Here is a 12650-nt window from a genome sequence, read left to right on the forward strand (position 1 = left end):
ACTGCATGTCTATCGAATCGCCATTGCGGGTCGCAGTCTGGGGCCCAGGCCCAATGGGTCTCATCGCGCTCAGATCAGTCATCGACGAGCCAGGACTGGAGCTGACCAGGCTCATCGTGCACAGCGACGCGAAAGCCGGTCGTGACGCAGGCGCGTTGTGCGGTATCGACCATGTCGGAGTTGTTGCGACGCAGGATGCTTACGCAGCGCTGGGCAACGACGTCGATGTCGTGGTCTACACCTGCTCGGGGAACACCCGCATCCAGGAAGCCCTCGACGACATGGCGCTGGCCCTGCGCGCGGGCAAAGACGTCGTGTCCGTGGCATTCGCCCCACTCGTGTACGCAGACGGCTTGCCCGAAGACTTGATCGCGCCGCTACGCCAAGCATGCGTCGAGGGCAATTCATCCCTGTTCACCACGGGCATCGATCCCGGTTTCGCCAGCAGCCTCATTCCACTGATGCTCACCGGCACGGCACGCACGATCACCCAGATTCGAATTTCCGAAATCCTCAATTACGGAACGTATCCCGGGACCGAGGCTCTAATGCTCTTCGGCCTGGGCGAGGCCCCGTACTACCCGGCATTTGCCCTGGCTCCGGGCTTACTGTCCTTCATCTGGGGACCGACCCTCCACGAGATCGCCGACGGAATCGGCGTGACGATCGACCGATTCGAGGAGAACCTGGAGCGCACCGTCACCGAGGAGGAGTTCGCCACCTCAACCATCACCGTGCCGGCAGGCCACGTCGCCGGTGTCCGGTTCTCCGTGATCGGTTACGTAGACGACCAGCCGATGCTGCAACTCCATCACGTCACCCGACTGCGTGACGATGCGCGTCCCGACTGGCCCCAGTTCCAAGTTGACCTGCCGCCCAAGGACTTTGGCCATCGAGGGGTCTCCAGCCAAGGCGGCTACCGCATCGAAATCGACGGGACGCCGATGATCCGCTGCAATCTCGAAATGGCGCATGGGACCGGGCAGGGACCCACCCACGATCATGAGTTCGGCCTGCGTCTCGCAGGCATCACCTACATGGTCAACGCCATCCCCGCAGTACACGCCGCTCCCCCGGGGATTCTCAGCTCGATCGACCTGCCACTCATCACCGGGAAAGGTCATGCACGAGCAGATTACGGGCCGATTCCGGACACGCGCACCGTGGATGCGCACTAGGACGCCGACGTTCAGGTCATTGCCACGTTCGGACTGCTCGATAATTTCTCGCTTGTACCCCTGGGCAACTCAGGGATTTCGTCTTCGACGCAGACCGGCAAAGTCGAACGGAGGTTTTGTGGTGACATCTCGCTACGGCCGCGCAAGCAACGCATGCGGGGTCTCGCTCTTGCCAGTCAGGTACTGGCGGGGACTGGCGACCGGAACACTCACCGCGGTAGCCCTAAAGAACAGCCATCCGCGCGGGAAGGCCGGTGCACAGCCAAGGGCTCGCACCCGATATCTCGAGGCCAGCGCCATGGAACGCGAAATGTGGCGGCTCTAGTCCGAACCACAGCCGGGGACGGTTCCAGCGTCCCCGGCTCCGCGGCGTCTAGACCAATTCAGCCAACTGCTTGATCTGCTCGACCGACTTGGCGCCGACGACCATCATGGTGACGCCCGAGGCCTCCCAGGCCTTGATCTGTTCCTTGACGTAGTCGAGGTCGCCGACGATCGCGGAGTCGTCGACCAGCTCGTCGGGAATGACCTTGGCCGCCTCGTCCTTGCGGTCGCTGCGGAACAGCTTGGTGACGTCGTCGACGACCTCGGAGTAGCCCATGCGGCGGTACACCTCGGCGTGGAAGTTGGTGTCCTCCGAACCCATGCCGCCCATGTAGAGCGCCAGGTGCGGCTTCATCATCTCCATGACCATCGGCCGGTCGTCGGTGACGATGATCTGCGCGGTGGCACAGATTTCGAACGTCTCGCGGGTCCGACGGGCGCCGGCGCGGGCGAAGCCCTCGTCGAGCCATTCGTTGTACATGCCGGAAATCCGCGGCGAGTAGAAGATCGGCAGCCACCCGTCGGCGATCTCGGCGGCCAGCGCGACGTTCTTCGGGCCTTCGGCGCCCAGCATCACCGGGATGTCCGCACGCAGCGGATGGGTGATGGGCTTGAGCGGCTTGCCCAGACCCGTGGTGCCCTCACCCGAGAGCGGCAGGGGGTAGTGCGGGCCGTCGCTGGTAACCGGTGCCTCGCGGGCCCAGACCTTGCGCAGGATGTCGATGTACTCGCGGGTGCGCGCCAGCGGCTTCGGGAACTTCTGCCCGTACCAGCCCTCGACGACCTGCGGCCCCGACACACCCAGCCCCAGGATGTGCCGGCCGCCCGACAGGTGGTCGAGCGTCAGCGCTGCCATGGCGCACGCCGTGGGCGTGCGGGCCGACATCTGAATGACCGACGTACCCAGGCGCATCCGCGTGGTTTCCCGGCCCCACCAGGCCAGCGGGGTGTAGGCATCCGAGCCCCAGGCCTCTGCGGTGAAGACGGTGTCGAACCCCGCTTCTTCCGCCGCGGCGACGAGCGTCGCGTGATCGGTGGGCGGCTTGGCGCCCCAGTATCCGAGCTGCAAACCGAGTTTCATGGGGCCGCCTTTCCGAACGTGCTTGCCACGATTGTTAGAACCTGTTCTACTCGATGCCGTGAGCGTTAGCCAAAGCAGCCCAGCCCAGATGGCAGGCCATGAGCCGCCCCTTTCGGCTCCGCTGAAACTGTCATTCGACTACACCCGTTCAGTCGGTCCGGTCCTGAGTCAGTTCTTCACCGCGCTGCGCGGCCGACGCATCGTCGGCACCCGCGGTTCAGACGGCCGGGTACACGTACCTCCCGCCGAGTATGACCCTGTCACGTACGAGGCCCTGACCGAGGTGGTTCCGGTCTCCAGCGTCGGCACCGTGGTGTCGTGGACCTGGCAGCCCGAGCCCCTGGAGGGCCAGCCCCTGCAGAAGCCGTTCGCCTGGGCGCTGATCAAGCTCGACGGCGCCGACACTCCGCTGCTGCACGCCGTCGACGCCCCTGAGGGTTCACTGCAGGCCGGTGACCGTGTCCGTGCGCACTGGGTCGACGAACCCGTCGGCGCCATCACCGACATCGCCTACTTCGTGCCTGGCGAAGATGCTGTCGAGCCGTTGCCGGCTGATGACCGCGACCCGGTGACCATGCTGGTCGTGCCGTCGTCCATCGAAATCCAGCACACCGCTTCACTTCCCGAGAGCACCTTCCTGCGTGGTCTGCAGGAGGGCAAGCTGCTCGGCGGCCGCACCAAGGTGGGCCGCGACGGCAAGCCCGGCCCGGTGCTGTTCCCGCCGAAGGAGGCCGACCCGGCCACCGGCCTGGAACTCGACGAATTCGTCGAGTTGGTCGATCGCGGCACCGTCACCACCTTCGCGATCATCAACATCCCGTTCGCCGGCCAGCGCATCAAGCCGCCGTATGTGGCCGCCTACGTGCTGCTCGACGGCGCCGACATCCCGTTCCTGCACCTGGTCACCGAGATCGACGCGGCCGATGTCCGGATGGGCATGCGGGTCGAGGCGGTGTGGAAGCCCCGCGAGGAGTGGGGCCTGGGCATCGACAACATCTCGCACTTCAAACCGTCCGGCGAACCCGACGCCGACTACGACTCGTACAAGCACCACCTGTAAAAGGAACTGCAACAATGACTTCCAGTGACGTAGCGGTCGTCGGGTTCGCGCATGCCCCGCATGTGCGACGCACCGACGGCACCACCAACGGCGTCGAGATGCTGATGCCGTGCTTCCAAAAGCTGTACACCGAGTTGGGCCTGAAGCAGACCGACATCGGCTTCTGGTGCTCCGGTTCGTCGGATTACCTTGCCGGCCGGGCATTTTCGTTCATCTCGGCGATCGACTCGATCGGCGCCATCCCGCCGATCAACGAGTCACACGTCGAGATGGACGCGGCCTGGGCGCTGTACGAGGCCTACATCAAGATTCTGACCGGCGAAGTCGACACCGCGCTGGTCTACGGCTTCGGCAAGGGCAGCGCCGGCACCCTGCGCCGGGTCCTGGCCCTGCAGACCGACCCGTACACCGTGGCACCGCTGTGGCCGGACGCCGTGTCGATGGCGGGCCTGCAGGCCCGATTCGGTCTGGACGCCGGCAAGTGGACCGCCGAGCAGATGGCGCAAGTGGCGCTCGACGCGTTCGCCGCCGGCGGTCGCACCGACCGCGAAGAGGTCACCGGCAGCATCGACGACCTGTTGTCGCGGCCGTTCTTCGCCGACCCGCTGCGCCGCCACGACATCGCCCCGATCACCGACGGTGCCGCCGCCATCGTGCTGGCGTCGGCCGACAAGGCCCGGGAACTGCGGGAAAACCCGGCCTGGATCACCGGTTTCGAGCACCGCATCGAGACCCCGATCCTGGGTGCCCGCGACCTGACGACCTCGCCCTCGACCGCCGCCTCGGCGCAGGTCGCCACCGGCGGCGACGCCGGTTCGATCGACATCGCCGAGCTGCACGCGCCGTTCAGCCACCAGCAGCTGATCCTCAAAGAGGCCATCGGCCTTGGTGAGTCGACGAAGATCAACCCGTCCGGTGGCGCGCTGGCCGCCAACCCGATGTTCTCGGCGGGTCTGGAGCGCATCGGCTTCGCCGCCGAACACATCTTCAACGGCACTGCGGGCCGCGTGCTGGCGCATGCCACGAGTGGTCCTGCGCTGCAACAGAATCTGATTGCCGTCCTGGAGGGTAAGAACTAATGGCGAACAAAGCCGCCGTCCTCGGCACCGGACAAACCAAGTACGTCGCCAAGCGGCTCGACGTCTCGATGAATGGCCTGGTGCGCGAGGCGATCGACCGTGCACTGGCCGATTCCGGCTGCACCATGGCCGACATCGACGCGGTCGTCGTCGGCAAGGCACCGGACTTCTTCGAGGGCGTCATGATGCCCGAGCTGTTCATGGCCGACGCCACCGGTGCCACCAACAAGCCACTGATCCGCGTGCACACCGCCGGTTCGGTGGGTGGCTCGACGGCGATCGTCGCCGCCAGCCTCGTCAAGTCCGGCAAGTACCGCCGCGTGCTGACCATGGCCTGGGAGAAGCAGTCCGAGTCGAACGCCATGTGGGCGTTGTCCATTCCGGTGCCGTTCACCAAGCCCGTCGGCGCGGGTGCGGGCGGCTACTTCGCCCCGCACGTGCGCGCATACATCCGCCGCTCGGGCGCGCCGGAGCACATCGGCGCCATGGTGGCGGTCAAGGACCGGCTCAACGGCGCCAAGAACCCACTGGCCCATCTGCACCAGCCCGACATCACCGTCGAAAAGGTGATGGCATCCCAGATGCTCTGGGACCCAATCCGTTTCGACGAGACCTGCCCGTCATCGGACGGCGCGGCCGCACTGGTGATCGGCAACGAGGAAGTCGCCGACGCCCGCGTCGCCGACGGCCATCCGGTGGCCTGGATCCACGCCACCGCACTGCGCACCGAACCGCTGGCCTACTCGGGCCGCGACCAGGTGAACCCGCAGGCCGGTCGCGATGCCGCCGCCGCCCTGTGGCGCGACGCCGGCATCACCAGACCCATCGACGAAATCGACTGCGCAGAGGTCTATGTGCCGTTCTCGTGGTTCGAGCCGATGTGGCTGGAGAACCTGGGCTTCGCCGCCGAGGGTGAGGGCTGGAAGCTGACCGAGGCCGGCGAGACCGCCATCGGCGGCAGGATTCCGTTCAACGCCTCCGGCGGTGTGCTGAGCTCCAACCCGATCGGCGCGTCCGGCATGATCCGGTTCGCCGAGTCGGCCATCCAGGTCATGGGCAAGGCCGGTGACCACCAGGTCGAAGGTGCCCGTAAGGCGCTCGGTCACGCGTACGGCGGTGGCGCACAGTACTACTCGATGTGGGTCGTCTCGAGCGACAAGCCGGGCAAGTAGTTGTCTGGCCGTACGCCGCGAGGGTCGCGCCGGACCCGACCGAAGTAGGTCGGGTCCGGCGCGGCCTTTGACGCCCTCATCGAAAAGAAGAAAGATTCACTGAAGCGGTACGCCGACATCCACATCCACTCCGGCTGGCAGGACTGACATGACAGTTTCCGATCCGAATCATCCCGCGCACCTGGCCGGCAAGCGTTCCCGCGACGCCGTCGCCGCCCGCGACAAGGACGCCTGGCTGGCCAACTTCGCCGACGACGCCATCGTGCAGGACCCGATCGGGCCGTCGTTCCTGGATCCCGAGGGCAAGGGGCACCGAGGCAAGGAAGCCATCTCGGGCTTCTGGGACAAGGCGATCGCTCCCACCGACAGTCTCGTGTTCAACTTCGAGACCACCTACCAGTGCGGTGACGAGGAGGCCAACGTCGGCAACATCGTGACCACCATCGGCGGGCACGACTTCACCACCCATGGCGTCTTCACCTACCGCGCCAACGAAGCCGGGCAGTTGGTGGCGTTGCGCGCGTTCTGGGAAGCGCCGCGCACTTCGTGATTTGTGCACGAAAATCCGCGGCCACCGCGGATTTTCGTGCACAAATCCCGGTCAGAAGGTCCAGGACCCCGTCGGCTGCAGCACGAAGCCGTGCCCGCCGTCGGTGGTGTCGATGCATGCGGTGACGCCACCGGGAGCGACGCCGCAGGTGGCCGTCCCCAGAGACACCTTCTGCTTGGGAGCGAGTACCGCGGCGCCCGCCATATCGGTCGGGCAGTCGCCGCGGTAACGGCTGATCGTCCCCTCGTTGGCCCCGTGTAGCTGCGCCAGCCCGAAATCGCACGGCGTCTTGGCGTTGGGGTCGGCAGTGACGGCCAGACCCGCCGTGCCCGGTACCGGCCCATGACAGCGGACGGTCGTCCCGACCGCGGCGAGGGCGCCGATGTCGCAGTACAGACCATCCGGGGTAGAGAACTGCACCACTTGTTGCGTGGTGTTCCGGTAGGCCGTCAGGTGCGTGTTGGTGACGACGTCGAAGTTCGCGAAGTCAGGAAAATTCGGGGGCGGCGCGGCCTGCGCGAGGGGGGCCGTGAGCACCACGACGGCACCGGCCAGGGTGATGAGCAGCAGCTTCATGCGCCCAGTCTCGGCCGAAGCTCGGCGGGAGTGTCAGATTTCGGCGAAATCCATGGCTACAGCTCCTCCAGGCCGGTCAGGTAGCGCTCGGCCAGTTCCCGGTAGGCCTGCGGGTTGGTGTTGATCCACGTCTCGGCGCCGGTTCCGGCGATGGGGCCGCGGATCTTGGCGGGCGACCCCACGACCAGAACCTCGTCGGGGATTTTGGTCCCGGCGACCACCAGCGAATGGGCTGCGACGAGCGTGCGCCGGCCGATCACCGCGCCGTCGAGAATCGTGCTGTTGTTCGCGATCAGCGCCTCGGCACCGACGTGTGCGCCGTGGACGACGCACAGGTGGGCGATGGTCGCGCCAGGCCCGATGTCCACCGGGATGCCGGGAGGGGCGTGCAGCACTGACCCGTCCTGCACGTTTGCCCCGTTGCGGATGACGACCGGCGCGTAATCGGCGCGCAGAACCGCGTTGAACCACACCGACGCCCCGGCCTCGACGCGAACATCGCCGATCAACACGGCGGTGGGGGCGATGAACGCCGTGGGGTCGACGACCGGGCTTCGGCCCTCGAAGGAGTAGAGCGGCATGGTCAAAACCTACCCCGTCGCTTCGCTCGCGCTCGCGACATACCGCAGGTCGGGACGCTTGCATTGCGCTGCACCGAGGAAAAACTGTAACGTGTTCTAGTTACTAGGCACAGATTGGGAGGCCAAGGTGAGCACCGAAACCGCGGGGGTTCGCGAGATCGATACCGGCGTGCTGCCGGACCGCTTTGCCCGTGGATGGCACTGCGTGGGTCCTGTGAAGAACTTCCTGGACGGCAAGCCGCATTCTTTCGAGGCGTTCGGCACCAAGTTGGTGGTGTTCGCGGACTCGAAGGGTGACCTGAAAATCCTGGACGGCTACTGCCGCCACATGGGCGGTGACCTGTCGCAGGGCACCATCAAGGGGGATGCGGTCGCATGCCCGTTCCACGACTGGCGCTGGGGCGGCGACGGCAAGTGCCAGCTGGTGCCCTACGCCAAGCGCACGCCGCGCCTGGCCCGTACCCGCGCCTGGCACACCGACGTCCGTGGCGGTCTGCTCTTCGTGTGGCACGACCACGAGGGCAACCCGCCTCAGGAAGAGGTGCGGATCCCCGAGATCCCCGAATTCCACAGTGACAACTGGACCGACTGGCAGTGGAACTCGCTGCTGATCGAGGGCAGCAACTGCCGCGAGATCATCGACAACGTCACTGACATGGCGCACTTCTTCTACATCCACTACGGCCTGCCGACGTACTTCAAGAACGTCTTCGAAGGCCACATCGCCAGCCAGTACCTGCACAACGTGGGCCGGCCGGACATCGGTGGCATGGGCACCCAGTACGGCGAGGCGCACCTGGATTCGGAGGCCTCGTACTTCGGGCCGTCGTTCATGATCAACTGGCTGCACAACAACTACAGCGGCTACAAGGCCGAGTCGATCCTGATCAACTGCCACTACCCGGTCAGCCAGGACGCGTTCGTGCTGCAGTGGGGCGTCATCGTCGAAAAGCCCAAGGGCATGGACGAAAAGACCACCCAGAAGCTCGCCGACGCCATGACCGACGGGGTCAGCAAGGGCTTCCTGCAGGACGTCGAAATCTGGAAGCACAAGACCCGCATCGACAACCCGCTGCTGGTCGAAGAAGACGGCGCCGTCTACCAGATGCGCCGCTGGTACCAGCAGTTCTACGTCGACGTCGCCGACATCACCCCGGACATGACCGACCGCTTCGAGCTGGAGATCGACACCACGGTCGCCAACGAGAAGTGGCAGGGCGAAGTGGCCGAGAACCTGCGCCTGCAGGCCGAGGCCAAGGAATCCGCAGAGCAGTCCAGCTGATGCCCCAGCACAGCGAGCGGGATCAGGCTCGGAGCCCATTCGTCGGCACCGCCGACGAAGCCGAGAGCCTGGCCCGTTCGATGCTGCAGCTGATGGGTCACGGCGAAGACGACGACCATGCCCATCCCGCATCCGATGCGCCGGCGAACGGATCCTGGTCCAAGGCACCGGATTTCGCCGGTGACCCGGTGCGCCTGGCCGCGGTTCGTGAAGCCACCGCGGCCGACCGGCAGCGGTACCTGACGTCGGGTCTGGTTCCGGTCGACTGCCGGTTCTGCCACTCGACGGTCTCGGTGAAGAAGTTGGGCCCGGAACACACTGCGGTGCAGTGGAATTCGGAGGCGACGCAGCGGTGCGCATATTTCAGCGAGATCCGCGCCGAAGGCGGCGATCCCAGTCGCAGCCGCTCGTGCCCCAAGATGTCCGACAGCATCAAGCACGCGGTCGCCGAGGGGTGCCTGGAGGAGTTCTCCACTGCACCCTCCCCCGGCGACGGCTAGGCAGACACCCACAGCGAAAGCCCCCTGAATCGTTTGATTCAGGGGGCTTTCGCAGCTGCTGGGCAGTTACAGATTCGCGAAGCGCTCCTTGACCTGTTCCTCGGTCAGCCCGTAGTCGGACAGCGAGTAGGTGTGCTTCGGTGCGCGCGGACCCTGCTGACTCTGGGCGTGGCTCTCGGTGATGGCCTCGCGTGCGGCGTCGGTGAACTCGATGTCGAACGTGCGGTAGATACCCTCGACGGCGCCGACCGGGTCCTTGATGAACTCGAAGTAGTCGACATCGCAGAACTGTTTGGGATCATGCTTGGCTCGTTCGGTATTGAACAGCTCCAGGCCGCGCGACCACGTTTCCATCGAGTCGTCGCCGATCACCTTGCCGGTGAACGTGTTCGACCAACCCTCCGTGGTGTGCTGCGCGAGCGAACACATCGACGCCATGATGGTCTCGGCCGGCCGGTGGCATTGCACCACCAGCGCGTCCGGGTACACCTTGAACAGCGCATCCAGCGCGAACAGATGGCTCGGATTCTTGAGCACCCAACGCTTCTCGGGCTCGTTCAGACCAATCAACTGCAGGTTCTTGCGGTGCCGCTGGTACGACTTGGTCCAGTCCTGCCGGGCCAGCCACTGGGCGTACGAAGGCACATGCGCCAGCGTCTCGTAAGACACCGAGTGCAGCGACTGACGCAGCAGCTGCCAGCATTCCTCGACCTCGTCGGCCGTCATGAAGTGCAGGCCCGTGTAGTCCGGGTTCTCCTCATGAGCCTGCTTGAACCGGGCGTCGAGTGCACTGAAAACCGGGTTGTCTGCCCAGGTTTCGCGTGGCGGCCGCGGCTGCGGGAACTCGGCCAGCCACATCTCCAGGCCCTGGTGCCGCGGGTCGGCCGTCAGCAGCCGGTGGATCACCGTGGTGCCGGTGCGCGGCAGGCCGGTGACGAAGATGGGCCGCTCGATCGGCACGTCGGCGTGCTGCGGGTACTGCTTGAACGCGGCGTTGGACACCAGGCGGGCCACCAGCGCGTTGCGGGTGAAGAACCGCTGCATCTTGCTGCCGAGCTCGGTCAGGTCGGCCTCGCGCTGGTACGAATCCAGCAGCACGCCAAGAGCTTCCAGGTAGTTGTCGTCGTCGCCGCCGAAGTCGTCCAGGCCACAGGCCTTGACGGCCGAGGCGTGCAGATCCTCGACGGTTCCGACATTTGTACGCACCGCGCTCATGCCTTGTACTCCCCGCAGTTGACGTCGAGCGACTGGCCGGTGATGCCACTGGACAGGTCGCTGGCCAGGAACAGGATGGCAGAAGCCACCTCGTCCTCGGTCGGCAGCCGCTTGAGGTCGGAGCCGGCAGCCGACGCCGCATAGATCTGCTCGACGGTGGTGCCGTACTTCTGCGCCTGATGGCTGAAGTAGCCCTCCAGCGTCTCGCCCCAGATGTAGCCCGGCATCACGGAGTTCACCCGGATGCCCTTCTCGCCCAGCTCGGTCGAGAGGGTCTGGGACATGGCCAGCAGCGCCGACTTGGCCATCTTGTAGGCGCCGTACTTGGCCTGCGAATGCCGCACGACCATCGAATTCACGTTCACCACAGAACCTTTGGCGGTCTCGAGCGCCGGGGTGAAGCCCTGGGTCATGCGCAGCGCACCGAACACCGTCAGCTCGATGGCATCCCGCATGTGCTCAAACGTCGTGTTCGCGAAGGGCTTCATCGACGGCACCCGGAACGCGTTGTTGATCAACACGTCTGCCTTGCCGAACTCCGCCGTGGTGCGCGCGACCACATTGGCGACCTGCTCCTCGTCGGTGATGTCGGCGCCCACCACCAGCGCGCGACGGCCCAGCTCCGTCACCTCCTTGGCGACGACCTCGAGCCGCTCCACCGTGCGGGCGACCAGCACCAGGTCGGCACCGTTCTCCGCACATCGGCGCGCCAGCGTCGTCCCGAGCCCAGGCCCGACGCCGCTGATCACCACCACCTTGCTCGTCAGCAGTCCGCTCACGGTCAGCCCACCATCCTCTCGCCAATAAGCCTCTGGCGCAGCGCAATCCGCGCGCGCCAATCTTCGTCGGAAATCTTGTTGGTCTCGTAGAACGGCAACTTCGACGCCACCTCATCGAGGCCGACGACCTCGCACGTCGGGCCGTCCTCGGCCGTCAGCTCGCGGGACACCCGCTGCCAGCGGAACTGCAGGTAGCCCTTGGCGTGGCCCAGCGTCTCGCACCAGTTGGTGACGCCAGGGTTGTTCTCGGACACGACGATCCGAATCTTGCCGTCCGGATCAGCCTGCGCCTGAGTACCGTTCAGCGACGTCTGGTGGTTGATGTAGTCCAGCGAGATGTACCAGAGGCTGCCCAGCTGGAAGCCCAGGTACGGCGCGTCCGACACCGGCAGCGTGATGACCATGGCCTGGTCCGGCGTCATGTCGTAGTGCCCGACGGACGAGTACTGGGTGGCCAGGCCACCGGGGGTCAGCCGCGGCGCGGTCAGGGTGTTGACCGGGAGGTTGTCGTAGAACCACTTGGGGAACTGCAGCCAGGTCTTGACGCGCTGCACCAGCTGCTTGCCGGCGACGGCGTAGCGCTTCTCGATCAACTCACGCGTCAGCGGCTCCGGTGCGGTGCCCGCGGTGTCGGTGCGGGAGATCGCGAACGTACCGCGCTGCGCCGACCAGTCGTTGTAGACCTCGCGGATGACCAGCTGTGCCGGGGTGGCCGGAGTGAACCGCCATTCGAACGTGCCGTCGGCGGCGATGTCGAGCTTGCGGTCGTCGAACGCCGTCTCGCTGTCCGGCACGTTGGCGTCGGTGTACTCGCCGCCGAGCAGCTGGAAGCTGACGTCCGTGGTGGTGCCGCGGCGTCCGGTGACGACGTACTCGTGGCCCGGCTGCACACGGGTGCCGAAGTACATGGTGTCGGGATTGTCGAGGCCCATCTTCTCGAACGGGCCGGTGCCGCTGTGCAGGAACGGGTGGTCCTTGTCGAAGTCGAAGGCAACGTGCGTGCACGACGCGATACAACCGGCGAGGTATTGCAGGCCTTCGAGCAGGTCGGCCTCGGTTTCGATGAACGGCGCCGCGGCGACGAGGCGCTCCGCCTCGGCGACGGCGTCGACGAACGACTGCGTGAACATACGGTCAACACCCTTCCGTTCCAATATTGGAACGCATCGGTAGATATTCCGACCGAAGAGTAGAACGTGTTGCAGTCGTCGTCAATGCCGCGCAGTGCAGTCGTGCCGCTCGACCTGCGGCTTCACCTCAGGCCTCTCCCTAC

General features: G+C 65.8%; 13 protein-coding genes. 7 read left to right on the forward strand and 6 right to left on the reverse strand.

Annotation, left to right across the window (positions count from 1 at the left end; genetic code table 11):
• Positions 1-5 precede the first annotated feature (5 nt).
• Positions 6-1178 carry a dihydrodipicolinate reductase gene (locus tag VXD91_RS18380; RefSeq protein ID WP_346416041.1) on the forward strand — a complete coding sequence of 391 codons (1173 nt, stop codon included), beginning with the start codon at positions 6-8 and terminating at the stop codon, positions 1176-1178.
• Between the two features lie 373 nt (positions 1179-1551).
• On the opposite strand, the gene VXD91_RS18385 is transcribed toward VXD91_RS18380, so the two are convergent.
• Positions 1552-2583 carry an LLM class F420-dependent oxidoreductase gene (locus VXD91_RS18385; protein ID WP_267324111.1) on the reverse strand — a complete coding sequence of 344 codons (1032 nt, stop codon included), beginning with the start codon at positions 2581-2583 and terminating at the stop codon, positions 1552-1554.
• A gap of 88 nt (positions 2584-2671) precedes the next feature.
• Between VXD91_RS18385 and VXD91_RS18390 the strand changes: the two genes are divergently transcribed.
• From VXD91_RS18390 to VXD91_RS18405, 4 genes are all read left to right on the forward strand, one after another.
• Positions 2672-3643 (forward strand): OB-fold domain-containing protein, encoded by a 972-nt coding sequence (locus tag VXD91_RS18390; protein WP_346416042.1) that lies wholly within the window; start codon positions 2672-2674, stop codon positions 3641-3643.
• 14 nt (positions 3644-3657) lie between these two features.
• Positions 3658-4722, forward strand: coding sequence for a thiolase domain-containing protein (locus VXD91_RS18395; protein WP_138250792.1), 1065 nt, complete (start codon positions 3658-3660; stop codon positions 4720-4722).
• On the forward strand, positions 4722-5894 hold the full coding sequence (locus VXD91_RS18400) for a thiolase domain-containing protein (RefSeq protein ID WP_346416043.1): 1173 nt from the start codon (positions 4722-4724) through the stop codon (positions 5892-5894). Before VXD91_RS18395 ends, VXD91_RS18400 begins: the two co-directional genes overlap by 1 nt.
• 148 nt (positions 5895-6042) lie before the next feature.
• Positions 6043-6444, forward strand: a complete 402-nt coding sequence (locus tag VXD91_RS18405) for a nuclear transport factor 2 family protein (RefSeq protein WP_138250794.1) — start codon at positions 6043-6045, stop codon at positions 6442-6444.
• 51 nt (positions 6445-6495) lie between these two features.
• Here the strand turns inward: VXD91_RS18405 and VXD91_RS18410 are convergent, their stop codons facing one another.
• Both VXD91_RS18410 and VXD91_RS18415 read right to left on the reverse strand, forming a co-directional pair.
• On the reverse strand, positions 6496-7020 hold the full coding sequence (locus VXD91_RS18410; RefSeq protein ID WP_346416044.1) for a hypothetical protein: 525 nt from the start codon (positions 7018-7020) through the stop codon (positions 6496-6498).
• A gap of 56 nt (positions 7021-7076) precedes the next feature.
• Entirely contained in the window at positions 7077-7601 is a 525-nt protein-coding gene (locus VXD91_RS18415; protein WP_346416045.1) for a gamma carbonic anhydrase family protein, read from the reverse strand.
• Between the two features lie 127 nt (positions 7602-7728).
• On the opposite strand from VXD91_RS18415, the gene VXD91_RS18420 reads away from it, so the two are divergent.
• Complete coding sequence (locus tag VXD91_RS18420) at positions 7729-8883, forward strand: Rieske 2Fe-2S domain-containing protein (RefSeq protein ID WP_346416046.1); 1155 nt, start codon at positions 7729-7731, stop codon at positions 8881-8883.
• Positions 8883-9383, forward strand: a complete 501-nt coding sequence (locus VXD91_RS18425; protein ID WP_318985466.1) for a hypothetical protein — start codon at positions 8883-8885, stop codon at positions 9381-9383. Before VXD91_RS18420 ends, VXD91_RS18425 begins: the two co-directional genes overlap by 1 nt.
• Before the next feature lie 66 nt (positions 9384-9449).
• Here VXD91_RS18425 and VXD91_RS18430 read toward each other — a convergent pair whose 3' ends face one another.
• The 3 genes from VXD91_RS18430 to VXD91_RS18440 are packed head-to-tail and all read right to left on the reverse strand — an operon-like array spanning position 9450 to position 12507.
• Positions 9450-10598, reverse strand: a complete 1149-nt coding sequence (locus VXD91_RS18430; RefSeq protein WP_346416047.1) for a sulfotransferase — start codon at positions 10596-10598, stop codon at positions 9450-9452.
• Positions 10595-11377: an SDR family oxidoreductase gene (locus VXD91_RS18435; protein WP_138250799.1), complete on the reverse strand. Its 783-nt coding sequence runs from the start codon at positions 11375-11377 to the stop codon at positions 10595-10597. Before VXD91_RS18435 ends, VXD91_RS18430 begins: the two co-directional genes overlap by 4 nt.
• 2 nt (positions 11378-11379) lie before the next feature.
• The gene (locus VXD91_RS18440; RefSeq protein WP_346416049.1) at positions 11380-12507 is read right to left on the reverse strand and encodes a hypothetical protein; all 1128 of its coding nucleotides are present in this window, start codon (positions 12505-12507) and stop codon (positions 11380-11382) included.
• Between the last annotated feature and the right edge of the window lie 143 nt (positions 12508-12650).

The sequence above is a fragment of the Mycobacterium sp. SM3041 genome (assembly GCF_039668335.1).
Lineage (GTDB): Bacteria > Actinomycetota > Actinomycetes > Mycobacteriales > Mycobacteriaceae > Mycobacterium.

Coding starts and splice junctions, on each gene's coding strand:
- VXD91_RS18380 (WP_346416041.1), top strand. CDS start 6: ATGTCTATCGAATCGCCATTGCGGGTCGCAGTCTGGGGCCCAGGCCCA.
- VXD91_RS18385 (WP_267324111.1), bottom strand. CDS start 2,583: ATGAAACTCGGTTTGCAGCTCGGATACTGGGGCGCCAAGCCGCCCACC.
- VXD91_RS18390 (WP_346416042.1), top strand. CDS start 2,672: ATGGCAGGCCATGAGCCGCCCCTTTCGGCTCCGCTGAAACTGTCATTC.
- VXD91_RS18395 (WP_138250792.1), top strand. CDS start 3,658: ATGACTTCCAGTGACGTAGCGGTCGTCGGGTTCGCGCATGCCCCGCAT.
- VXD91_RS18400 (WP_346416043.1), top strand. CDS start 4,722: ATGGCGAACAAAGCCGCCGTCCTCGGCACCGGACAAACCAAGTACGTC.
- VXD91_RS18405 (WP_138250794.1), top strand. CDS start 6,043: ATGACAGTTTCCGATCCGAATCATCCCGCGCACCTGGCCGGCAAGCGT.
- VXD91_RS18410 (WP_346416044.1), bottom strand. CDS start 7,020: ATGAAGCTGCTGCTCATCACCCTGGCCGGTGCCGTCGTGGTGCTCACG.
- VXD91_RS18415 (WP_346416045.1), bottom strand. CDS start 7,601: ATGCCGCTCTACTCCTTCGAGGGCCGAAGCCCGGTCGTCGACCCCACG.
- VXD91_RS18425 (WP_318985466.1), top strand. CDS start 8,883: ATGCCCCAGCACAGCGAGCGGGATCAGGCTCGGAGCCCATTCGTCGGC.
- VXD91_RS18430 (WP_346416047.1), bottom strand. CDS start 10,598: ATGAGCGCGGTGCGTACAAATGTCGGAACCGTCGAGGATCTGCACGCC.
- VXD91_RS18440 (WP_346416049.1), bottom strand. CDS start 12,507: ATGTTCACGCAGTCGTTCGTCGACGCCGTCGCCGAGGCGGAGCGCCTC.